The organism is Streptomyces sp. NPDC002671 (assembly GCF_053592475.1).
Window position 1 is genome coordinate 191780 of sequence record NZ_JBSFVU010000009.1, and the last position, 21643, is coordinate 213422.

Consider the following 21643-nt stretch of genomic DNA (forward strand, 5'->3'; position numbering starts at 1 on the left):
TCGCTCAACGGTACCCGGCGTTCCTGTCCGACCGGTAGCGTCCCGAGGTGAGACTTCTGTCAGTTCTGCTCCGACGCACCCAGCGCGAGGGAGACTGTCCGTTCTGCGCCATCGCGTTCGACGGTCAGCCGCAGCCGGTCGCCGGGCCGGTGGGCACGGATCTTGACGATCAGCTCCTCGCCGGTGTGGACGCGCTGCCCGTCGACCTCCGTGATGACGTCACCGGCCTTGAGACCGGCCCGTTCGCCGGGGCCGCCGGTGATCACCGCGGGGCCGCCGTTGGCGCTCTTGGTGTCGATACGGGCGCCGTCGCCGGTGTAGCCCATGTCGAGTGTGACGCCTATCACGGGGTGGGTGGCGTGGCCCTTGTTGATCAGTTCCTCGGCGACGCGCTTGGCCTGGTTGATCGGTATGGCGAAGCCGAGGCCGATGGAACCGGCCTGGCCGGTCTCGGAGTCGGAGCCGCTGTCGGCGGAGCGGATGGCCGAGTTGATGCCGATGACCTGGGCCCGGGCGTCGAGCAGCGGGCCGCCCGAGTTGCCGGGGTTGATGGGGGCGTCGGTCTGCAGCGCGTCGACGTACGACACATCGCTCCCGTCGCCCTTCTCCCCGCCGGCCGTGATGGGGCGCTCCTTGGCGCTGATGATGCCGGAGGTGACCGTGTTGGCCAGGTCGAAGGGGGCGCCGATGGCGACGACGGGGTCGCCGACCTGGACGCCGTCGGAGTTGCCGAGCGGTATGGGGGTGAGCCCCCGGACACCGCTGACCTGGACGACGGCGAGGTCGTAGCCGCTGTCCCGGCCGACGACCTTCGCCTTGGCGGTGTCGCCGCTGCTGAACGTCACCGATATCTCGCCGCCTGACCCGGCGGGCTGGACGACGTGGTTGTTGGTGAGGATGTGCCCGCGCGTGTCGAGGACGAAGCCGGTGCCGGTGCCCTCCTCGTCGCTGCCCTTGACGTGCAGCGTGACGACGCTGGGCAGCGCCCGGGCGGCTATCCCGGCCACGCTGTCGGGCGCCCGGCCGGCGGGCACCTTCCCGGCCTGCGGCAGGTGTACGTCGCCCAGGCCCTCGTGCTCGGCGTAGGCGCCCAGCAGCCCGCCGAGGCCGCCGGACACGAGGGCGATGACCAGGGCCCAGCCGAGCAGGAACCGCGTCGTGCGGCGCTTGCGCTCCGCGTCCGTGAGCACCCGGGCCCCGGTCTGCTGGAGGGGCGCGGCGGGACCGAGGGGCGCCTGCCCGGCGCCGGGCGGTACGGCCCAGGGGTCGTAACGCTGCCAGGGGTCGCCTGGGGCACCCTGCGCGGGTGCGGGCAGGGCGACGGGGGCGGGGGCGGGTACCGGTGCCGGTGCCGCAGCCGGCACGGGCGCGGCGGGAGCCACGGGTGCCATCGCCTGCGGCGGGAGGGGCGTGCCCTGGGCCGGAGTCGCCCCGGGGTGCTGGACGGGCGGCGCGGGGGCCCAGGGGCCCGGCTCACCGTACGGCGGGGTTCCGTAGGGGTCGGGGTCGTGCAAGGGCTTGGGGCGCCCGGCAGGCGCGGCGGGGTTGGCGTCCTCCACGGCGGCCTCCGCACCGGCGGGCGTCGAAACGACGGCCCCCTCGGCGACAGCCCCGGCGGCCTCTGCCGCCTCCGTGGACACGGATGCGGCGGCACCGGACTCCACCCCGGCCCCGGCCGTCTGCGCGCGAAGCGCCTCCGCGCCGCTCGAACCGGCCGACACGGGCCTCGGCAGCTCGAAGTCGCCGTCGGGGCCCTCGGCCCCCGTCGCGGGCCCTGTCGCGGGCTGCGGAGCGGTTTCCGGAGCGGTTTCCGGACGTGCCAACTCGAAGTCGCCCGGCTCCTCATGGCCTGCGCCCGGGGCCGCAGCCCCCACGGTGCCCTCCGACGTCACCCGCGCCGGCGCCTCTTCCGACGGGTTGCCCTCGTTCATGCTCTCCCCACGGCTGGCCACGGCCCCCCGCTGGGGCGGTGGCCGCGGAACGTGACTGCGCGCCCGGGTCGTCACCACGGGCACGGCGTTCACAGGATTCAACCAGGTTCGCCGGCCGGGGCGCAGAGGCCGGTCAGGGAGCCGGGTGGGAGGTGGCGGGCGGCAGGGACGGGGAGGCGGTGGGAGCGGAGGCCTGTTCGGGGACGGGGGCGGACGGCAGGCCGAGGCCGATCAGCCCGTGGGACTTGGCCCACGAGGCCGGCGGGAACGGCGCGTTCTCGGTCAGCGGGCGTATCAGCGGGGACACCGCCGCCGCACCGGCCAGCACCGGCGCGGTGAGGTCGTGTACGACGCCGGGCGCCTGCCCGGGGGCCGGCACGCCGGGGACCAGCGGCGCGGACATCGTGGTCGGCGGCATCGGCGTCTGGCCGAGTAGGGAGCTGCCCTGGGCGAGCTGCGGTCCCACGGGCCGGCGGCGCTGGGTGTCGGGCGTGGCCGCGCCGCTGCCGGTGCCCGCGGACCGCGCCGGGACGGCATTGCTGCCGTTCTCGGAGGCGCTGCGGGCGTCCGCGGTTGTGTCGCTGGGGATGCCGGTGGTCACGCCGCCGAGGGCGACGGCGGCCAGCGACACCGCGCCTGCGGCGACGAACGCGAACCGCAGCCCGCGCGAGGCGGGGCGGTCGGTGTCCGGGCGGCCGACGGGGTGTATGCGGAAGCCGCGCTCGGCGGACGCGGGGGCGGCTGCGACGGAGTGCGAGCCGACGGGCACGTAACCGAACTCGAAGCGCTCTTCGCGCCGCACGCCGAAGACCCCGGCGTCGGGGCCCCGTCCGAAGAGGCCGCCCCCGGACGTGGGCGTACCGCCGCCGTCCAGGTCGCCTCCGCCGGGCAGCCCCTGGAGGCGGGCCAGGAAGCTCTCGGAAGGCGGCGGCGGGGCCGCCTCCGCGAACACGTTCTTCAGCCGGCGCTGGGCGTCCGCCTCCGCCTTGCACCGGGCGCAGGTGGCCAGGTGGGCGAGGACGCGCTCGCGCGAGTCATGACTCAGCTCCCCGTCCACCAGGGCGGAGAGCCGGTCTCCCAGATGCTGCTCTGCGAGATGTGCCTCGGCAGGTTTTGGCCGTGTGTCGCTCACGCCGTCGCGCCCCCTCCCCCCAGAGCGGGGACACGGGCCATGAACGAGCGCCGCTCGGCCGCACGGGCCTCCGGGGAGCGGTGCGCCAGGGCCTTGCGGAGCTGGGAGCGGCCACGGTGGATACGGGAGCGGACCGTGCCGAGCTTGACGCCGAGGGTCGCGGCGATCTCCTCGTACGACAGTCCCTCGATGTCGCACAGGACGACGGCGGCGCGGAACTCGGGCGCGAGGGTGTCCAGGGCCTGCTGGACGTCGGCGTCGAAGTGGGCGTCGTTGAAGAGCTGCTGCGGGTTGGGTTCCTTGCTGGCCAGCCGCTCGGCCGCGTCCTCGCCGAGGGCGTCGAAGCGGATGCGCTGCTTGCGACGGACCATGTCCAGGAAGAGGTTCGTGGTGATGCGGTGCAGCCAGCCCTCGAAGGTGCCCGGCGAGTACGTGGACAGGGAGCGGAAGACGCGGACGAAGACCTCCTGGGTGAGGTCCTCGGCGTCGTGCTGGTTGCCCGTGAGGCGGTAGGCGAGCCGGTAGACCCGGCCGCTGTGCGTGCTGACGATCTCCTCCCAGGTGGGCGGAGTCCATGCCTGCCCGTCCGCGTCGGTGGAGAAGGTCGCGGTCTGGGCGTCGCCTGCGGCGACTCCGGCGTGGTGGTCAGCAACGGTGTCGGTCACGGATTTCGGCCTGCCCACCGACCCGAGGAAGCGCCGCAGCACTCCTCCCCGGTCTTCGGGCGCAGCCGCACCTCCCCTGTCGGCTCTGGTGGTGTCCAGTGGAGCCCCTACCATAGCCACCTCGCCCGTTAGCTCTGGATAAGCGGTTTTACGAGAATTTGATACGTGCTGATACAGCTCATGCGGCTGCGTCAGCACTTGCTCGGCGTCCTGTTCCACCTCTTACCCCCCGTCGCGTCCCCGGCCACCGTCTCATCCCTATAAACGCCCGGTCCCATCTGCGGGTTCCCGGCGCCAACGGATACAGTCACGCCGAGGCAATCATGGGGACGGGAGAGGGTCATTACCGGCAACCGGCAGACGAGCTGGGCGTTCGCCGACGCCTTTGTCGCCGAGGACGAAGCGCTGCGCTGGGCCCGCGACCGGGCCCGCGAGGCAGGGCTGCGCTCGGTGGCGCCCGGCACGGGCTCCGCGCTGCGGGTGCTCGCCGCCTCCGTGGACGCGAAGGCGGTCGCGGAGATCGGGACCGGCTGCGGGGTCTCCGGAATCCACCTGCTGCACGGAATGCGCCCGGACGGGGTCCTCACCACCGTCGACCCGGAGCCCGAGCACCAGCAGTTCGCCCGCCAGGCCTTCCGTGCCTGCGGCTTCGCCAGCAACCGGGCCCGGTTCATCCCGGGCCGGGCCCTGGACGTGCTGCCGCGGCTCGCGGACGCCGGATACGACCTGGTCTTCTGCAACGGCGACCGGCAGGAGTACCCGGATTACCTCGCTGAATCGTTGCGTCTGCTGCGTCCGGGCGGCCTGGTGGTCTTCGAGGGCGTCTTCGCGGGCGGCCGTACCGTCGACTCCGGTCCGCAGCCCACCGAGGTGCTGAAGCTGCGGGAGCTGCTGCGCACGGTGCGCGAGAGCCAGGAGCTGGTGACGTCGCTGATACCCGTGGGCGACGGGCTGCTGTGCGCCGTCAAGCGGTGAGCCCCGCCAAGGGGTGACCCCGGGGGTCCGGGGTCGGCGGAGCCTGGGAAAACGGCTGCCCCGGCACCGCATGCGATGCCGGGGCAGCCGGAAGGTTGGGGTCGCTGGCGCGTCAGACGACGACCTTCTTCAGGGCGTCGCCGAGCGCCTCGGCCTCGTCAGGGGTCAGCTCGACAACGAGTCGACCGCCGCCTTCGAGCGGAACGCGCATGACGATGCCCCGCCCCTCCTTGGTCACCTCGAGCGGGCCGTCGCCCGTCCGCGGCTTCATGGCCGCCATGCTCGTTCCCCTTCCTGAAACCAGCTCATCGTCTGCCGACGGCCCCCGGGAGGGCAGCCGCGATCCGACTCGGACACGCGACACCGGCATCGAACACATTGCTTCCAAGCCATTATCCCGCATCTCAGGACCCGATGACCAACATCGGTAGGCATCGCTTGGGCAACGCGCGCGAGCAAAACCACCCAATTCGGGGATGTGACTGCGATACTGCGCCGCCGCACGGAAGCGGCTCCCCCGCATCCGCTCCGGTTTTCTTTGACGCAGGTCACACGTCCGGTTCGTTCCCTGGACGGTGATCTCCGCCATGCTGTCCTTCAGACAGGGACGTACCGCCCGGTACGTCACCAGCGGCGACACCGGAGGGGATACCCCATGGCCGACACCGTGCTCTACGAGGTGAGCGACGGACTCGCGACGATCACGCTGAACCGCCCCGAGGCGATGAACGCGCTGAACATCGAGACCAAGGTCGCTCTCCGGGAGGCTGCGGAATCCGCGGCCGGCGACACCGCCGTACGGGCGATCCTGCTGACCGCCGCCGGGGACCGGGCGTTCTGCGTGGGCCAGGACCTCAAGGAGCACATCGGGCTGCTCGCCGCCGACCGGGAGACCGGGGCCGGGCAGACGATGAGCACGGTCAAGGAGCACTACAACCCGATCGTGAGGGCGCTGGCCGGGGCGCCCAAGCCGGTGGTCGCGGCGGTGAACGGCGTCGCGGCCGGGGCGGGCTTCGGCTTCGCGCTCACCGCCGACTACCGGATCGTGGCCGAGACGGCCTCCTTCAACACGTCCTTCGCGGGCGTCGCGCTCACCGCCGACTCCGGCGTCTCCTGGACGCTGCCGCGCGTGGTCGGGCCCGGCCGCGCCGCCGACCTGCTGCTCTTCCCGCGCAGCATCAGCGCCCAGGACGCCCTGGAGCTGGGCATCGCCAACCGGCTGGTGCCCGCGGCGGAGCTGCGCGCCGAGGCCGAGAAGGTGGCGCGGGCGCTGGCCGAGGGGCCGACGGTGGCGTACGCGGCGCTCAAGGAGGCGGTGGCCTACGGCCTCACGCACTCCCTCGCCGAGACCCTGGAGAAGGAGGACGAACTCCAGACCCGCGCGGGACGGTCCGAGGACCACGCGATCGCGGTGCAGGCGTTCGTGAACAAGGAGAAGCCGAAGTACCTGGGCCGCTGAGCAGGCAGCTGAGCGGCCGGCGGGCAGGTGGGCGGCTAGCGGGCAGGTGCGCCGGAAGCACGCATGGCGCACCTTGCCAGGTGGTCGTTCACCAGCCCGCACGCCTGCATCAGGGCGTACGCCGTCGTCGGGCCGATGAATCTCAGGCCCCGCTTCTTCAGGGTCTTCGACAGGGCCGTGGACTCCGTGGTGACGGCGGGGACGTCGGAGAGGGTCTTCGGGGCCGGGCGGCCGGCGGGGTCGGGGGCGTGGGACCAGATCAGCTCGTCCAGCTCGCCCTCGGCCCAGTCGGCGAGCACGCGCGCGTTGGCGAGGGTCGCGTCGATCTTGGCGCGGTTGCGGATGATGCCCGGGTCGGCCAGCAGCCGGTCGCGGTCCTCGTCGGTGAAGGCGGCGACCTTCTCGATCCGGAAACCGGCGAAGGCCGCGCGGAAACCGGGGCGGCGGCGCAGGATGGTGATCCAGGACAGGCCCGACTGGAAGGCCTCCAGGCTGATCCGCTCGAAGAGGGCGTCGTCGCCGTGGACCGGGCGGCCCCACTCCTCGTCGTGGTACGTCACGTAGTCCTCGGTGGACAGGGCCCAGGGGCAGCGCAGGGCGCCGTCGGGGCCCGCGAGGGCGGTTCCGTCGCTCATCGCACTTCCTCCGGACGGTCGCCCTCACCCTTGTCCATGCGGACGTGCGCGGCGGCGGCTCTGGCGCCGGCCAGCGCGGACTCCAGGTCGGCGATCCGCGCGTCCCGCTCGGCGAGTTCGGCGGCGATGCGGCCGAGGGCGTCGTCCACGTCGGCCATGCGGTAGCCGCGCGGGGCGAGCGGGAAGCGGAGGCTCTCCACGTCCGCCCTGTCGACCGGGCGGTCCGGGGGCAGCGGGTCCTGGAGCCGCTCCGGTGCCGCCTCGGGCAGCGGGGTGCTCTCCCCACCGCCGATCACGGCGAGGGTCACCGCGGCGACCACGACGGCCAGCGCGACGACCAGGAACAAGAACATCACCATCGCCAGAAGTCCCCACGCTCGATGTCCCGGACGCTGTGCCGGGCGCCAAATGTGTCTGGCTCCGATCGTGCCATGCGAGTCTGACAGTTAGGGTCACAGGCGGCCCAGGCGGCCGTACCGCGGGACGCACGCGGGATGTACGAGAAGAGGTCACAGCGGATGCTCAGGCTGGGCAAGCGGGAATTCGGGCCGCACGAACCGGTGATCATGGCGATCGTCAACCGGACCCCGGACTCCTTCTACGACCAGGGGGCCACGTTCACCGACGAGCCGGCGCTGGCCCGCGTGGAGCAGGCGGTGGCCGAGGGCGCCGCGATCATCGACATCGGCGGGGTGAAGGCCGGACCGGGCGAGGAGGTCACGGCCGAGGAGGAGGCGCGGCGGACCGTCGGCTTCGTCGCGGAGGTACGGCGGCGGTTCCCGGACGTGATCATCAGCGTGGACACCTGGCGGGCCGAGGTCGGCGAGGCGGTGTGCGAGGCGGGTGCGGATCTGCTGAACGACGCGTGGGGTGGTGTCGATCCCGGGCTGGCGGAGGTCGCGGCGCGGTACGGCGTGGGGCTGGTCTGCACGCATGCGGGCGGTGTGGAGCCCCGTACGCGGCCGCATCGGGTGGCGTACGACGACGTCATGGCCGACATCCTGAAGGTGACCGTGGGGCTGGCGGAGCGGGCGGTGTCGCTGGGGGTGCCGCGGGAGTCGGTGCTGATCGACCCCGGTCACGACTTCGGGAAGAACACGCGGCACAGTCTGGAGGCGACGCGGCGGCTGGACGAGATGGTCGCCACGGGGTGGCCTGTGCTGGTGTCGCTGTCCAACAAGGACTTCGTGGGCGAGACGTTGGACCGGCCGGTGAAGGAGCGGCTGCTCGGTACGTTGGCCACGACGGCGGTGTCCATGTGGCTGGGGGCGCAGGTGTACCGGGTTCACGAGGTGGCCGAGACCCGGCAGATCCTGGACATGGTGGCCTCGATCGCCGGCCACCGCCCTCCTGCCGTGGCGCGCCGGGGCCTGGCCTGACCACCCCAGCGGGCTTCGCCCCCTGGGGTGGGGTGCCTGAGCGCCGCGCTAGCGGGCCGCTTCCTTCGAGACCAGGGCGACCGCTTCTTCCACGTCGTCCGTCACGTGGAAGAGGAGGAGGTCCTTCTCCGAGGCCTTGCCCTGGGCCACCAGGGTGTTCTGCAGCCAGGTCACCAGGCCGCCCCAGTACTCGCTGCCGAAGAGGACGATCGGGAAGCGGGTGACCTTCTGGGTCTGGACGAGGGTGAGGGCCTCGAAGAGTTCGTCGAGGGTGCCGAGGCCGCCGGGCAGGACGACGAAGCCCTGCGCGTACTTCACGAACATCATCTTCCGTACGAAGAAGTAGCGGAAGTTGAGGCCGATGTCGACGTAGGGGTTCAGACCCTGCTCGAAGGGCAGCTCGATGCCCAGGCCCACCGAGATGCCGCCCGCCTCGCACGCGCCCTTGTTCGCCGCCTCCATCGCGCCCGGGCCACCGCCCGTGATCACCGCCCAGCCGGCCTCCACCAGCCCGCGCCCGAGCCGCACCCCGGCGTCGTACTCCGACGAGTCCACCGGCGTACGCGCCGAGCCGAACACGCTGATCGCGGGCGGGAGTTCGGCCAGCGTGCCGAAGCCCTCGATGAACTCCGACTGGATGCGCAGGACCCGCCACGGGTCGGTGTGGACCCAGTCCGTGGGGGCCCGCTCGTCCAGCAGCCGCTGGTCGGTCGTGCTGGCCGTCACCTGTGCCCGCCGTCGGAGGACCGGTCCGAGCCGCTGCTCGTCCGGCGGCACCTTCTTCCCCTCGGGGTTGCCGGTAGGCATGTGCGCTCCCTCCGCTTGCGGGTATTTCGACCTCAGCGTAGATCCATGCAGGTTACGGAGGGGGGACATATGTATGTCCGGCATGCGTGCGCCGTATGCGGCCCGCGCAACGTTCTTACTCAGTCCTTACGCGGTGAGCCAGTCCCGCAGGCGCTCCTCGGCCGCCAGGATCTTCGCCACCTCGACCCGTTCGTCCCGCTTGTGCGCCAAGTGCGGGTTGCCGGGGCCGTAGTTGACCGCCGGAACGCCGAGCGCGGAGAAGCGGGAGACGTCGGTCCAGCCGTACTTGGGCTGCGGGGTGCCGCCCACCGCCTCGATGAAGGCCGCGGCGGCCGGGTGGGAGAGGCCGGGCAGCGCGCCGGGGCTGTGGTCGTCGACCACGAACTCCGTCACGCCGCAGTCCGTGAACACCTCGCGGACGTGCGCGATCGCCTCCTCTTCGGTGCGGTCGGGGGCGTAGCGGAAGTTGACCGTGACCACGGCCTCGTCGGGGATGACATTGCCCGCCACTCCCCCGCTGATGCCCACCGCGTTCAGGCCCTCGCGGTACTCCAGGCCGTCGATCACCGGCCAGCGGGGCTCGTAGGAGGCCAGCCGGGCCAGGATGGGGGCCGCCGCGTGGATGGCGTTGGAGCCCATCCAGCCGCGCGCGGAGTGGGCCCGCTCGCCGCTGGTCTTCAGCAGCACGCGCAGGGTGCCCTGGCAGCCGCCCTCGACCTGGCCGTCGGAGGGCTCCAGCAGGACCGCGAAGTCGCCCGTCAGCCACTCGGGGTGGGCCTCGGCGACGTGCTTGAGGCCGTTGAGGTCGGCGGCGACCTCCTCGTTGTCGTAGAAGACGAAGGTCAGGTCGCGGTTGGGGGCGGGGACCGTCGCCGCGATGCGCAGTTGCACCGCCACGCCGGACTTCATGTCGCAGGTGCCGCAGCCCCACAGCACGCCGTCCTCGTCCAGACGCGAGGGCACGTTGCCGGCGATCGGCACGGTGTCGATGTGGCCGGCCAGGATGACCCGCTCCGCGCGGCCCAGGTTCGTGCGGGCGACCACGTTGTTGCCGTACCGGTCGACGGTGAGGTGCGGCAGGGCGCGCAGCACGGTCTCGATCGCGTCGGCGAGGGGCTTCTCGGTGCCGCTCTCGGAGGGGAAGTCGACGAGCTGCGCGGTGAGCGCGGCGGCGTCCAGCGTGAGGTCAAGCGAGGTGTCGGCCATGTTCCCGACCCTAGGCGGTGCCCTCCGGATCCTGCCAGCGTGCCGCTCGGCGGGGCGGATTGTGGAGGCAGTGCGTGTACATGCCCACCCCTGGTGAGGGCGTCAAAGGGCTCCAGTACCTTGTACGCGTGCCAGAGCCGTCCCCCACCCGTCCCAAGCGTCGCGGCCGTTTCTTCCGTATCGGTGCGGCCCTGTTGGTCCTGTCCGGCGTCGCCGGTTACCTCGTGATCCAGTACGTGACTGGGGGCGCGGGTGCGCGCGGCTGCAAAGTGGTCTCGCGCTCGGGCGACGGGACCTCGTACGAGTTCACGCCGGAGCAGGCGGTGAACGCGGCGACGATCGCCGCCGTCGGCACCGGGCGCGGGATGCCGGAGCGGGCCGTGACGATCGCGATCGCAACCGCGCTCCAGGAGTCGGGGCTGCGCAACATCCAGCACGGCGACCGGGATTCGCTGGGCCTGTTCCAGCAGCGGCCCTCGCAGGGCTGGGGCACCGAGCAGCAGATCATGGACCCGGCGTACGCGGCGGGCATCTTCTACGCCCACCTGGCGCGGGTGCACAACTACACCGACCTGCCGCTGACCGAGGCGGCCCAGGAGGTGCAGCGCAGCGGCTATCCGGAGGCGTACGCCAAGCACGAGCCGGACGCCGCACTGCTCTCCGCCGCGCTGACCGGGCAGGCCGCGGCCACGCTGACCTGCGACGGGCGGCCGGCGCGCACGGCCACGGGGACGGGTCCGGACGCGGTGCGGGCCGCGCTGGTACGGGACTTCGGGCGGGACGCGCTGCAAGAGACGGGGGCCACGGTGGGCGGTACGGCCGTGCCGTCGCCGTCGCCGTCGCCGAGCGTGACCTCGTCCGCGCACGGCCGGACGGTGACCGTGCCGGTGCCGCAGGGCACGAAGCAGGACACGGCCGGGCGGAGCGAGCAGGAGCGGGGCTGGCAGCTGGCGCACTGGGCGGTAGCCAACTCCTCCGCGCTGCACATCCAGCGGGTGGCGTACGCGGGGCGGGAATGGCACGCCGGGAACGGCGGCGACGCGTGGCGGACGGCCGGGTCACAGGGGGCCGGCGGCGCCGAGCAGTCCGTGGGGGCGGTCCGGATCGTGACCGGACAGTAGTGCGGGGGATCCCCCCGCCGGGTTGCGCGGCCGGGCAGGGCCCAGGTTTTCCGGTGAGGTTCGACGGGTTTCCGGGAACCCATGGAAATCAAGGGCCGTAAGGATTCTGCACGATTTCGGACGGGCGTTCTTTGCCCGTTTTTATCCACAAACGATAATGCGATGCGTTATCCATTCTTTACCTTTTGCCTCCGCAACCTTCGTCGGCCTCGAGCGGTAGTCACGGCGTGTCCGAGCCCGGACACATCACCGTTCCCTCCCGTCGAATGGAGCATCATGTCCCTCCCTCTGACCCGCCGGATCGCCCGTGCCGCACTGCTTGTCGCAGCGGGAGCGGCAGCCGGGGTCGGTGCGGCCGGCTCCGCCGGTGCGGCCACTCTGCCGGCGGCCACCCCGAACCTGGGCGGCCTGACCGCACTGGACGGGGCACACGTCGGTAACGCCGCCGACAGTGCGGCCCAGAACGTCACTTCTGTCGCGGGCAAGACCGGCGGCGGTGCCGTGAAGAAGGCGGCGCCCGCGGCGCAGCAGGTCGCGGGCGACGCGGCCGGAACCGCGGGGGGTGTCCTCGGGGACACCGCGTCCACCGTGACGAAGGGTGGGGCGCCGACGGCGGACCTGCCGGTCAAGGGGCTGCCGCTCCGCTGAGGCCGGCGGTCGTCGACCTCTACGGCGACGGGGTCCAGGGAGTTCCCTGGACCCCGTCGGCTTTGCCGGCCGGTTACGCCGTCAGGCGTTCCACGGCCGCGCGGACCCGCTCGTCCGTCGCCGTGAAGGCCACGCGTACGAACTTCTCGCCCGCCTCGCCGTAGAAGTCGCCCGGTGCCACCAGGATGCCGAGTTCGGCGAGGTGGGCCACCGTCTGCCAGCAGGACTCGTCCCGTGTTGCCCACAGGTAGAGGCTGGCCTCGCTGTGTTCGATGCGGAAACCGTGGCCCAGCAGAGCGGTGCGCAGGGCCTCGCGGCGGGCCGCGTAGCGCTCGCGCTGTTCGTGGACGTGGGTGTCGTCGCCGAGGGCGGCCACCACCGCCGCCTGGGTCGGCGCCGAGGTCATCATGCCGCCGTGCTTGCGGATCTCCAGCAGCGGACCGAGGACCGCCGGGTCGCCGGCCACGAAGGCCGCGCGGTAGCCCGCCAGGTTGGAGCGCTTGGAGAGGGAGTGAACGGCCACGATGCCGTCGTAGGAGCCGCCGTTGACGTCCGGGTGCAGAACCGAGACCGGGTCGGCCTCCCAGCCCAGTTCGAGGTAGCACTCGTCGGAGACGAGCAGGACGCCGTGCTCGCGCGCCCAGGCGACGACGGCCGTCAGCTCGTCCTTCGGCAGGACCTTGCCCGTCGGGTTCGACGGGGAGTTCAGCCAGAGGAGCTTCAGGCCGGCCGGGTCCAGGTCGCGGGGGTCGTCGTAGACCTCGTAGCCGGCGCGGGCCAGGCGCGCGCCCACCTCGTACGTCGGGTAGGCCAGGCGCGGGTAGGCCACCCTGTCGCCGGGGCCGAGGCCCAGCTGGGTCGGCAGCCAGGCCACCAGTTCCTTGGAGCCGACGACCGGCAGGACGTGGCGGTGGGTGACCCCGCGGGCGCCCAGGCGCCGCTCCAGCCAGCCGGTGATCGCGTCGCGCAGCGCCGGGGTGCCCCAGACCGTCGGATAGCCCGGCGAGTCGGCCGCGTCGATCAGCGCCTTCTGGATCAGCTCGGGCACGGGGTCGACCGGTGTGCCGACCGAGAGGTCGACGATGCCGTCCGGGTGCGCCGCCGCCGTCTTCTTGTAGGGCTCCAGCTTGTCCCAGGGGAACGCGGGCAAACGGTCGGAGACTGCGGACACGATCAGTGGCTCACTTTCGTCGGGTTCGGCAAACGCCTCGGTCCCGTACGGCGGTGATCAGGACGATCCGGGCCGTACGGGACCGAGGCGGCGCTCTACGCAAGTGCCGCTTACGGAATTACTCTTCGGTGGCCTGCGGCGGCAGCGCGGCGACGAAGGGGTGGTCGCGCTCGATCAGTCCCAGCTTGCTGGCGCCGCCGGGAGAACCCAGGTCGTCGAAGAACTCGACGTTCGCCTTGTAGTAGTCCTTCCACTCCTCCGGCACGTCGTCCTCGTAGAAGATGGCCTCGACCGGGCAGACCGGTTCACAGGCACCACAGTCGACGCATTCGTCCGGGTGGATGTACAAGGACCGCTGGCCCTCGTAGATGCAGTCGACCGGGCACTCCTCGATGCACGCCTTGTCCTTAAGGTCCACACAAGGCTGCGCGATGACGTAGGTCACGCTGTCGTTCCTCCTCGATAGGGCGCTGGCGAGCCTCCACAGGCTCCGCCGCCGGGTGCGCGGGAGCGCGGCGTCGTCGATGCCCGCCCCTAGTATCTCCGTTCCGGGGCATGATCCGAACAGGAGGGGTGAACTGACCAGTGGAAATCTCTGCAGCAGGACGTCTCAAGGTCCGCATCACCGCTGCTGACGTGGGTAAACGGGTCTCCGTGCGGTGCTTGATGGAGCCTGGAGTTCCGGGCGTGAAGTTCACCGACACGGTCGGTGTTCTCACATCATGGGACAACGGCGTGCTCATGATCACACGGCGGGACGGGCAGAGCGTCCGGATCGCGGAGTCCGTGCTGGTGGCGGGCAAGGTCGTACCGGCCGCACCGGCGCGCCGCCGCGGTCCCGCCGCCTCGTACGCGGAGCTCGCGCACGTCTCCTCCCGGGCCTGGCGGCCGGTGGAGAGCGAACGGCTCGGCGAGTGGGAACTACGAGCGGCCGACGGGTTTACTCGGCGCGCCAACAGTGTGCTGCCGCTCGGTGATCCCGGCCTTCCGCTCGACGCGGCCCTGGCCGCCGTACGACGCTGGTACGGCGAGCGTGGTCTGCCCGCTCTCGTGCAGACCGCCACCGGAGCCGAGGACACCCAGGAACTGCTGTGTGCGGAGCTGGAGCGGCGCGGCTGGGTCCGTGAGATGAGCGCCGGGGTGTGGATCGGCGGCCTCGCGCCGGTCGCGGACCGGGCCGAGGGCTCCGGGGTGGTGCTGTCCCGCGAGGTGGACGAGGCGTGGCTCGCCCGGTATCAGCGCAAGGGGGTGAGCGAGGTGGCCCTGCGGGTGCTCCGTGCAGGTCCGTCGGTGTGGTTCGCGGCCGTGCCCGGCGCGGAGGGAGAGCCTCCGGCAGCCATCGGGCGGTGTGTGGTGGACGGGCGCTGGGCCGGGTTCACCACCGTCGAGGTGGACCCCCGGCGGCGGCGGCAGGGGCTGGCCACGGAGGTCATGGCCGCGCTGGCCCGGCGCGCTCTGGACGAGGGTGCCTCGGCGGCCTGGCTCCAGGTCGAGGCGGACAACGAGGCGGCGCACGGGCTCTACACCGCGCTGGGCTTCGAGCGGCATCACGCGTACCACTACTACCGGGAGCCGGGCGATTCCGGCTCCGGACGGTCGTAGGAACCGCCGTGGAAGGGCATGAGCCAGCCATGGGGCACCCTCACCTCCCGCCCCCGTACCCGCCCCCGCCGGAACGTTCCGCGGAGGTGCGGCGGCGGTTCGCCGAGGAGGCCCGGTCCGAGCGGCCGGACCTGTCGGCGCTGTGTCTGCTGATCGGCGCGGAGGCGGACGGCGCGCTGGACGAGGACGGCATGGACGCCGCCCAGCTGGAGCTGGACCGGCTCGCGGGCGAGCTGCCGTACCGTCCGGGCGGGCCGCGGGCGTGGGCGGAGGCCGTGCAGCGGCTCCTCGGCGGACGCCACGAGTTCCGCGGGGCTCCCGCGGACTACCAGCGCCTGGAGTCCTCGCTGCTGCACGAGGTACTGCGGCGGCGGCGCGGACTGCCGATCCTGCTCTCGGTGGTGTGGCTGGAGGTCGCTCGCCGGGCGGGGGCTCCGGTGTACGGGGTCGCGCTGCCGGGGCACTTCGTGGTCGGGTTCGGCCCGCCGGAGGAGCAGGTGCTGGCCGATCCGTTCGACGGGGGCCGGGTGCTCACGGGGGCGGACGCCGAGCTGCTGGTGGTCGGGGCGACCGGGGCGCCGCTGGAGCCCTCGATGCTGGTGCCCGCGGCGCCGCTGGAGGTGATCCAGCGGATCCTCAACAACATCCGGGCGTGGGCCTCGGCCCGGCCGGAGCGCTCGGACGTCGCCCTGTGGGCGGTCGAGCTGGGGCTGCTGCTGCCCTCCCACCCGGCCCGCCTGCGCTACGAGCGGGCGCAAGTGCTCGTGCAGCGCGGGGAGTTCGTGGCGGGGGCCGAGGAGCTGGACGCCTACGCCGACCTGGTCGAGGTCGTCGACGAGTCGACCGCCCGGCAGGCCCGGCAGCAGGCGCACACCGCCCGGGCGATGCTCAACTGAGGTTCTACAGCCAGCCCTTCTCCCGGGCGATCCGTACCGCCTCCGCCCTGTTCCGTACGGCCAGCTTCTGGATGGCCGTGGACAGGTAGTTGCGGACGGTGCCCTGGGAGAGGTGGAGGGCCTTGGCGAGTTCGGCGTTGGTGGAGCCGTCGGCGGCGGCGCGCAGCACCTCGCGTTCGCGGTCGGTGAGGGGGTTGGCGCCGTCGGCGAGGGCGGCGGCGGCCAGGCTGGGGTCGATGACCCGTTCTCCGGCCAGCACCTTGCGTACCGCGTCGGCGAGTTGGGCGGCCGGGGCGTCCTTGACGAGGAACGCGTCGGCGCCGGCCTCCATGGCGCTGCGCAGATAGCCGGGGCGGCCGAAGGTGGTCAGGACGACGAGCTTCACCGCGGGGTGCTCGCGGTGCACCTGGGCCGCCGCCTCGATGCCGGTGCAGCCCGGCATCTCGATGTCGAGCAGCGCCACGTCCACGCCGTGCGCGCCGACGGCGGCCAGCACCTGGTCCCCGCGCGCGACCTGGGCGACGACCTCGATGTCGTCCTCCAGGCCGAGCAGCGCGGCCAGCGCCTCGCGGACCATGGACTGGTCCTCGGCCAGCAGGACCTTGATCGTGCTCGTCATGCCCCGGATCCTACGTCCCCCAAGGGGCCGTGGGGACACGGGCGACCAACCGGAATCCGTGCTTGATCCGGCCCGCCTCCAGGCTGCCGCCGACCTTCTCCAGCCGTTCGGTCAGCCCGGTCAGGCCGTTGCCCGGCCCCTTGCCGGAGCCGCCGGATCCGTTGTCCTCGACGTCGAGTTCGAGGACGGGCCCGTCCAGGGTCTGCCGGCGCAGGAGCCGTACGGCGCACCGGTCGGCGCCGCTGTGCCGGACCACGTTGGTGACCGCCTCGCGCAGCGCCCAGGCGAGCGCGGACTCGGCGTCCTCGGTGACCGAGGTGAGGTCGGGCTCGGCGGGAATCTCGGCGACGACTCCGGCGGCGGTCAGGGCGACCTGGGTGCCGGCAAGTTCGGCGGCGAGGCGGGGGCGCCGGTAGCCGGTGACGGCCTCGCGGACGTCGACCAGGGCCTGGCGGCTGACCTGTTCGATGTCGGAGACCTGCTGGGCCGCCTTGTCCGGGTGGTCGGGCAGCATCCGGCCGGCCAGCTCGCTCTTCAGCGTGATCAGGGAGAGCGAGTGGCCGAGGAGGTCGTGCAGGTCGCGGGCGAGCCGCAGCCGCTCCTCGTTGGCGGCGAGCTGGGCGACGGTGGCCCTGGCCTTGCGCAACTCGACGGTCGTACGGACCAGTTGGCCGACCCCGGTCATCGCGAACCCGATCAGCACCACGAGGATGAGCAGGCCGCGGGCCTCCTTCTCGTCGGAGTGCAGGCCGACCAGGTACAACACGACGCCCGTCGCCGGAATGGCCCAGTAGGCCGCCCGCACCGGCAGGGTGGCCCCCCAGGCGACCGACACGTAGACGAACAGGCCCAGCCAGGCGCTGCCGAACGTGTAGGCCAGCACGGGGGCGAGGACGCCGAGGATCCCGCCCAGAGTGAACACGACGCGCGGGGAGAACGGCCGGCCCATGTTGCGGAAGACCAGCGTCAGATAGACGCCGACGAAGGCGCTGAGGCCGAGCGCGCCGGCCACGGTGGCGCCGGTGGTGTGGTGGCCACTGGCCAGGTCGTCGACCGGCGAGCCGAGGAAGACCAGCCAGACACCGATCCACAGCACCTTGACCAGCAGTTCGCGCCGGTTGCGGGGCGGCCAGCCCACGGGTACGTGCTCGGTGGCCCCGGCTTTCCGGTCTTCCGTCATCGTGCTCACGCCTTCAGCGTGTCCTTCCGGTACAGCCAGGCAGCGCCGCCCGCGAAGAGGACGAAGGAGACGGCGAGGATGGCGATGTCCTGGGCGCTGGGGGTCTGGCTCTGCTCGATCGCTCGCCCCAGGCCAGCGTACGCGTGCGTGGGCAGCCACTTGGCGATGTCCTGAAGCCACTGCGGGAAGGTGGTCGTGGGCATCCACAGGCCGCCGAGCATGGACAGGCCGAAGTAGGTGATCATGGTGATCGGCCGGACCGCGTCGCCGTTCGCCAGGTAGCCGATGGCGACACCGAGCGCGGCGAAGACCAGGCTGCCGGCCCAGATCGCGCCGGTCAGGCCGAGCCACTGCGAGGCGTCGAGGCGTACGTCCTTCACGGCCGCGGCGACCACGAACACGATGACGATGGACGGCAGGCTGACCACGGCGGCGCTGGCGGTCTTGGCGAGGACGTAGCCGCGCCCGGGCAGCGAGGTGAGCCGCAGCTGGCGCACCCAGCCGCTCTCGCGCTCCTTGGCGATGCGCTCGCTGTTGCCCATCAGCACGGCCGTCAGGGCGCCGAAGGAGGCCATGGAGACCATCATGTACGTCGGCAGGGTCAGGCCCGTGCCGTCGATCTTGGTGTGGCTGTCGGCGTTGCCCGCGATCATCAGGAACAGGGCCGAGGGGTAGATCACCGAGAAGAACAGGAACTTGCGGTTGCGCAGGGCGCGGGTGAGTTCCAGCTTGATCAGGCTGTTCACGACTGCTTCGCCTCCTCGGCGGCGGTGATGGCGACGAAGGCCTGCTCCAGGCCGAGCCCGGCGACTTCGAGGTTGCGGGGGTAGACACCGAGGCCGTACAGGGCGTGGACGGTCGCGTCGGCGTCGGAGGACTGGATGCGGACGGTCTGGCCCGACACGTCGAGGGAGGTGAGGAAGGGCAGCGTGCGCAGCGCGGCCTCGTCGATCTGCCCCTCCAGATCGAAGGCGACCCTTCGCGCCCCCGCCTTGGCCTTGATCTCGGCCGCGGTGCCGTCGGCGAGGAGCCGGCCCCGGTGCAGCACGAGCACCCGGTCGGCGATGGCGTCGGCCTCTTCGAGGTAGTGGGTGGCGAAGAGGACCGCACGGCCCTGGTCGGCCTGCTCGCGCATGGTGGCCCAGAAGGCCTGGCGGGAGGTGACGTCCATGCCGGTGGTCGGCTCGTCCAGGACGATCAGGTCGCTGTCGCCGGCGGTGGCGAGGGCGAAGCGGACGCGCTGGGCCTGGCCGCCGGAGAGCTTGTTGACCTTGCGGTCGGCGATCTGCGCGATGCCCGCGCGGGCCATCACGTCGGCGGCCTTGTACGGCCGCGGGTGCAGCGAGCAGCCCAGCTTCACCAGCTCGGCCACGGTGACCTCGTCCATCAGCCCGCCGCTCTGCAGCATGGCGCCGACCCGCCCGGCGACGATCGCCTCGCGCGGGCTGGTGCCGAACACGTTCACCGTGCCGCCGTCGGCCTGCTTGAGGCCGAGGAGCAGGTCGAGGGTGGTGGACTTGCCGGCCCCGTTGGGGCCGAGGAGGGCGACGGTCTCGCCCGGGTACAGCCGGAGCGAGAGGCCGTCCACGGCCCGCACGTTCCCGTACGTCTTGGTCACCTGGTCGAACCCGACCACCGGGGTGGTGGTGGCCGGTGCCGCTGTCATCGTCATGACAGCAATGGTCGCGGCGGAGGCCCGGTGCCCGGCAGTGCCGTCGGTCCTGGGTGCCGCATGACAGATGTCATGCGGATCGGGTGACACGGCGAAGGGGGGTGCCCCGTGGACACCCCCCTTGTGCGACATGTGCGCCGGACTAGCTCGGGTTCGTCGGAATCACCGCGACCCGGTTGGTCTTACTTATCAGCGCCTGGCGCAGGGCGACGTAGACGTCCTGGGGCGTCACGGGCGTCTTCTTGCCGTTGCCCCGGGTGATGAGCACGCCGTCGAAGGCCTTGCCGTAGAGCTGCTGCAGGGCGTTCAGGTCGGGCTTGTCGGTCAGCTTGCCGTCCGGGGTGGCCACGACCCTGAGGAACTTCCACAGCGAGTTCTGCGGGCTCAACAGGACGGAGTGCGCGGCGTCCGTCTGGACCGTCACCTTGGCCGACATCGCCGGCTCGGCGAACTCCTTCATCTCGCGGTCGACCTCGGCGTTCGAGACCGTCGGCTGCTTGGTGGTCGACGGGACGGTCACCGCGGTCGCCGAGTCGGTCTCGACCATCGTGCGGTACGCCTGCTCGACCGCCTGGGTCGACTGGGCCGCGTCGATGGCCTTGCCCGCCTTGCCGTACACGGCCACGGCCTTGCCGGACTCGAACTGGATGCCGCCCTCGGTGACCGAGCCGGAGCCGGAGCCGCCGCCCAGCTGCTGGAGGGCAGCCTGGAGCTTCTCCTCGTCCACGGGCATGACCGGCGCGATTTCCCGCTTCTGCCCGAAGAGGGAGCCGATGACGGACACCGGGTTGTAGTCGTTCTTGGCGGCCTCGCTCACGGTGGCCTGGTAGTCGAACTGCAGGCCGGCCTGGTCCGGGGCGAGGGTGACCGTTTTACCGCCGACCGACAGCTTCAGCGGCTTGTTCACCCGGCTGCGGAAGGTGTCGTCCAGCTTCTTGACGGCGTCGTCGCGGGTGCCGCCGCCGATGTCCAGGCCGAGCACGGTGGTGCCCTTGGGCACGTCGGAGTGGTTCATCAGCAGCCCGGCGCCGTAGGCGACACCGGCGACGGCGACCACACCGCCGCCGAGCAGGACCAGCTTGCTGCGGCCCTTCTTCTTCGGCTTGGCCGAGGCCTTGGGCGGCGCGGCCGGCTCGGCCTTGGGCGCGGTGCGGGGCACCGGGCCGTTGGGCTGAATGCCGGTGCCGAACGGGGAGTTCGCGGCCGACGGGACGACCGGGATGCCGCTGGTGACGGTGTGCCCGGAGACGTTGTCCGGGGCGCGGTAGCCGGGCGCGGCCGACTCGGGGGCCGGCTTCTGCGGGGTGAGGATCGCGGTGTCGTCGCTGAGGCCGCCACCGGGGCCGAGGCCGCCGGGACCGCCGGGCGCCGCAAGCGGGTTGCCGGGGGCGCCGCCGGGCGCCGTACCCAGACCGCCGGCGGGGGCGTCGAGGTCCGCGAGGGCACTGCGCGGAGGCGTGCCGCCGGGGCCGCCGGCAGGCGGGACGAGGGGGCCGTCGCCGGTGACCGGGCCGCTGGTCGGACCCGCGGGCCCCTGCGGACCGCCCAGGCCGCCCTGACCGCCCGGCCCGTTGAAGCCGCTGGGGCCGCCGGGGCCGCCCGCGCCGGAGGCGCCGCGCTGGGACTGGCCGCCGTTCTCCGAGAAGTACGGCAGCTCGTCACGGCGCGGTTCGCTGCCGTTGCCGTTGCCGCTCGCGCCGGGACGGGAGCCGCCGCCCAGCGGGCCCGCGGCCAGCGCCTCGGTCACGTCGAAGGAGCCGGTGCCGCCGCCGTGCCCGGGGGCGACCGGGCCGCCGGTGGCGCCGGGCAGGCCGCTCTTGCCGCCGGAGCGGGGGGCGCCGGGCCCCCTCATGGAGCCGACCACGCCGCCGGGACGGCCGCCGCCGGGGCGTGCGCCGGTGGTACCAGCGGCGCCGGACGCTCCCGGACCACCCGGACGGGCGCCCTGAGCGCCCGGGGCGCTCGCACCGGCGGTGGAACCGTCGGACGCTCCGGCCCCGTTCGTGCCGCCGCCGCCCTGACCGCCCTTGGGGGCGCCGGACTTGCGGGGCGCGAACCAGTCGCTGGCCTTCTCGTCGGTCTGCGCCGCGGGCTCCGCGGGCGGCTCGACGGTGGCGGTCGGGGCGGCGGGCGCCGCGGGCGCGTCGGCGCCCGTGTCCTCGCCGGCGCCCTCGGCGTCCCCGACGGGCTTGCGCATGACGACCGGCGGGATGGGCCGCGATCCGGGGATGTTGATCCGGATCCGGGTCGTCAGCGTGGTCTCGGTCTTGCGTTCCTCCGGCTGCGAGGCCGAACGGCCCGCGCCCGTACCGTCGTCCGAAGCCATGGGGGTCCCGTACGGCGGGGTGCCGGAGGGGTATGCGGCACCACCGCGCCCGTTGGGCCCGGAGGACGGAGTGTCAGTTTCACGACTCAAGGCAGGTTCTCCCGGTTGGCTCCGCCGCCCGTTACGACCTCAGCGGGCAGCTCGGCGGCGCGCACCACCATACTGGCCGCGTCTGGCGCGTATCCCACGACCGTTGAGGAAACCCACACCGGACTCGCA

The 21643-nt window shown here is 72.6% G+C and carries 22 protein-coding genes; 7 read left to right on the top strand and 15 right to left on the bottom strand.

What is annotated here, in order from left to right; translation table 11 throughout:
- Positions 1 to 59: 59 nt before the first annotated feature.
- From ACWD35_RS16400 to sigE, 3 genes are all read right to left on the bottom strand, one after another.
- Entirely contained in the window at positions 60 to 1931 is a 1872-nt protein-coding gene (locus ACWD35_RS16400) for a trypsin-like peptidase domain-containing protein (protein WP_451351904.1), read from the bottom strand.
- 133 nt (positions 1932 to 2064) lie between these two features.
- Positions 2065 to 3063, bottom strand: a complete 999-nt coding sequence (locus tag ACWD35_RS16405) for a zf-HC2 domain-containing protein (RefSeq protein WP_451351905.1) — start codon at positions 3061 to 3063, stop codon at positions 2065 to 2067.
- Positions 3060 to 3770, bottom strand: a complete 711-nt coding sequence (sigE, locus tag ACWD35_RS16410; RefSeq protein WP_451351906.1) for an RNA polymerase sigma factor SigE — start codon at positions 3768 to 3770, stop codon at positions 3060 to 3062. Before sigE ends, ACWD35_RS16405 begins: the two co-directional genes overlap by 4 nt.
- A gap of 234 nt (positions 3771 to 4004) precedes the next feature.
- Between sigE and ACWD35_RS16415 the strand changes: the two genes are divergently transcribed.
- Positions 4005 to 4703: an O-methyltransferase gene (locus tag ACWD35_RS16415; RefSeq protein ID WP_451352007.1), complete on the top strand. Its 699-nt coding sequence runs from the start codon at positions 4005 to 4007 to the stop codon at positions 4701 to 4703.
- A gap of 112 nt (positions 4704 to 4815) precedes the next feature.
- Here ACWD35_RS16415 and ACWD35_RS16420 read toward each other — a convergent pair whose 3' ends face one another.
- Entirely contained in the window at positions 4816 to 4983 is a 168-nt protein-coding gene (locus tag ACWD35_RS16420) for a DUF3117 domain-containing protein (protein ID WP_018544333.1), read from the bottom strand.
- A 375-nt stretch (positions 4984 to 5358) separates the two neighbouring features.
- Between ACWD35_RS16420 and chcB the strand changes: the two genes are divergently transcribed.
- Positions 5359 to 6162, top strand: a complete 804-nt coding sequence (gene chcB, locus ACWD35_RS16425) for a 2-cyclohexenylcarbonyl CoA isomerase (protein WP_451351907.1) — start codon at positions 5359 to 5361, stop codon at positions 6160 to 6162.
- Positions 6163 to 6197: 35 nt separating this feature from the next.
- Here chcB and ACWD35_RS16430 read toward each other — a convergent pair whose 3' ends face one another.
- Both ACWD35_RS16430 and ACWD35_RS16435 read right to left on the bottom strand, forming a co-directional pair.
- Positions 6198 to 6797 (bottom strand): DNA-3-methyladenine glycosylase I, encoded by a 600-nt coding sequence (locus ACWD35_RS16430; protein WP_451351908.1) that lies wholly within the window; start codon positions 6795 to 6797, stop codon positions 6198 to 6200.
- Positions 6794 to 7156 carry a DivIVA domain-containing protein gene (locus ACWD35_RS16435; RefSeq protein ID WP_451351909.1) on the bottom strand — a complete coding sequence of 121 codons (363 nt, stop codon included), beginning with the start codon at positions 7154 to 7156 and terminating at the stop codon, positions 6794 to 6796. The genes ACWD35_RS16430 and ACWD35_RS16435 overlap by 4 nt, the downstream gene beginning before the upstream one ends.
- A gap of 159 nt (positions 7157 to 7315) precedes the next feature.
- Between ACWD35_RS16435 and folP the strand changes: the two genes are divergently transcribed.
- On the top strand, positions 7316 to 8176 hold the full coding sequence (folP, locus tag ACWD35_RS16440; protein WP_451352008.1) for a dihydropteroate synthase: 861 nt from the start codon (positions 7316 to 7318) through the stop codon (positions 8174 to 8176).
- A 48-nt stretch (positions 8177 to 8224) separates the two neighbouring features.
- Here the strand turns inward: folP and ACWD35_RS16445 are convergent, their stop codons facing one another.
- Together ACWD35_RS16445 and dapE are read right to left on the bottom strand one after the other, a co-directional pair.
- Positions 8225 to 8983 carry an LOG family protein gene (locus ACWD35_RS16445; RefSeq protein WP_451351910.1) on the bottom strand — a complete coding sequence of 253 codons (759 nt, stop codon included), beginning with the start codon at positions 8981 to 8983 and terminating at the stop codon, positions 8225 to 8227.
- A 126-nt stretch (positions 8984 to 9109) separates the two neighbouring features.
- Positions 9110 to 10189, bottom strand: coding sequence for a succinyl-diaminopimelate desuccinylase (dapE, locus tag ACWD35_RS16450; RefSeq protein ID WP_451351911.1), 1080 nt, complete (start codon positions 10187 to 10189; stop codon positions 9110 to 9112).
- Positions 10190 to 10317: 128 nt separating this feature from the next.
- On the opposite strand from dapE, the gene ACWD35_RS16455 reads away from it, so the two are divergent.
- Positions 10318 to 11310, top strand: a complete 993-nt coding sequence (locus ACWD35_RS16455; protein ID WP_451351912.1) for a heavy metal transporter — start codon at positions 10318 to 10320, stop codon at positions 11308 to 11310.
- Between the two features lie 276 nt (positions 11311 to 11586).
- Positions 11587 to 11958 (top strand): ATP-binding protein, encoded by a 372-nt coding sequence (locus ACWD35_RS16460; protein WP_451351913.1) that lies wholly within the window; start codon positions 11587 to 11589, stop codon positions 11956 to 11958.
- Between the two features lie 73 nt (positions 11959 to 12031).
- Here ACWD35_RS16460 and ACWD35_RS16465 read toward each other — a convergent pair whose 3' ends face one another.
- Both ACWD35_RS16465 and fdxA read right to left on the bottom strand, forming a co-directional pair.
- Complete coding sequence (locus ACWD35_RS16465; protein WP_451351914.1) at positions 12032 to 13129, bottom strand: bifunctional succinyldiaminopimelate transaminase/glutamate-prephenate aminotransferase; 1098 nt, start codon at positions 13127 to 13129, stop codon at positions 12032 to 12034.
- Between the two features lie 118 nt (positions 13130 to 13247).
- Positions 13248 to 13574, bottom strand: a complete 327-nt coding sequence (gene fdxA, locus ACWD35_RS16470) for a ferredoxin (protein WP_451351915.1) — start codon at positions 13572 to 13574, stop codon at positions 13248 to 13250.
- A 140-nt stretch (positions 13575 to 13714) separates the two neighbouring features.
- On the opposite strand from fdxA, the gene ACWD35_RS16475 reads away from it, so the two are divergent.
- Entirely contained in the window at positions 13715 to 14731 is a 1017-nt protein-coding gene (locus ACWD35_RS16475; protein ID WP_451351916.1) for a GNAT family N-acetyltransferase, read from the top strand.
- Between the two features lie 29 nt (positions 14732 to 14760).
- A complete protein-coding gene (locus ACWD35_RS16480; protein WP_451351917.1) occupies positions 14761 to 15627 on the top strand; it encodes a transglutaminase family protein in 867 nt (288 codons plus the stop codon).
- A 4-nt stretch (positions 15628 to 15631) separates the two neighbouring features.
- On the opposite strand, the gene ACWD35_RS16485 is transcribed toward ACWD35_RS16480, so the two are convergent.
- The 5 genes from ACWD35_RS16485 to ACWD35_RS16505 all read right to left on the bottom strand — a co-directional run bounded on the left by ACWD35_RS16485 (position 15632) and on the right by ACWD35_RS16505 (position 21514).
- Entirely contained in the window at positions 15632 to 16246 is a 615-nt protein-coding gene (locus ACWD35_RS16485) for a response regulator (protein WP_451351918.1), read from the bottom strand.
- A 10-nt stretch (positions 16247 to 16256) separates the two neighbouring features.
- A complete protein-coding gene (locus tag ACWD35_RS16490) occupies positions 16257 to 17426 on the bottom strand; it encodes a sensor histidine kinase (protein ID WP_451352009.1) in 1170 nt (389 codons plus the stop codon).
- Between the two features lie 5 nt (positions 17427 to 17431).
- Entirely contained in the window at positions 17432 to 18172 is a 741-nt protein-coding gene (locus tag ACWD35_RS16495) for an ABC transporter permease (RefSeq protein WP_451351919.1), read from the bottom strand.
- Positions 18169 to 19098 carry an ABC transporter ATP-binding protein gene (locus ACWD35_RS16500; protein WP_451351920.1) on the bottom strand — a complete coding sequence of 310 codons (930 nt, stop codon included), beginning with the start codon at positions 19096 to 19098 and terminating at the stop codon, positions 18169 to 18171. Before ACWD35_RS16500 ends, ACWD35_RS16495 begins: the two co-directional genes overlap by 4 nt.
- A 142-nt stretch (positions 19099 to 19240) precedes the next feature.
- Positions 19241 to 21514, bottom strand: coding sequence for a hypothetical protein (locus tag ACWD35_RS16505; protein WP_451351921.1), 2274 nt, complete (start codon positions 21512 to 21514; stop codon positions 19241 to 19243).
- Between the last annotated feature and the right edge of the window lie 129 nt (positions 21515 to 21643).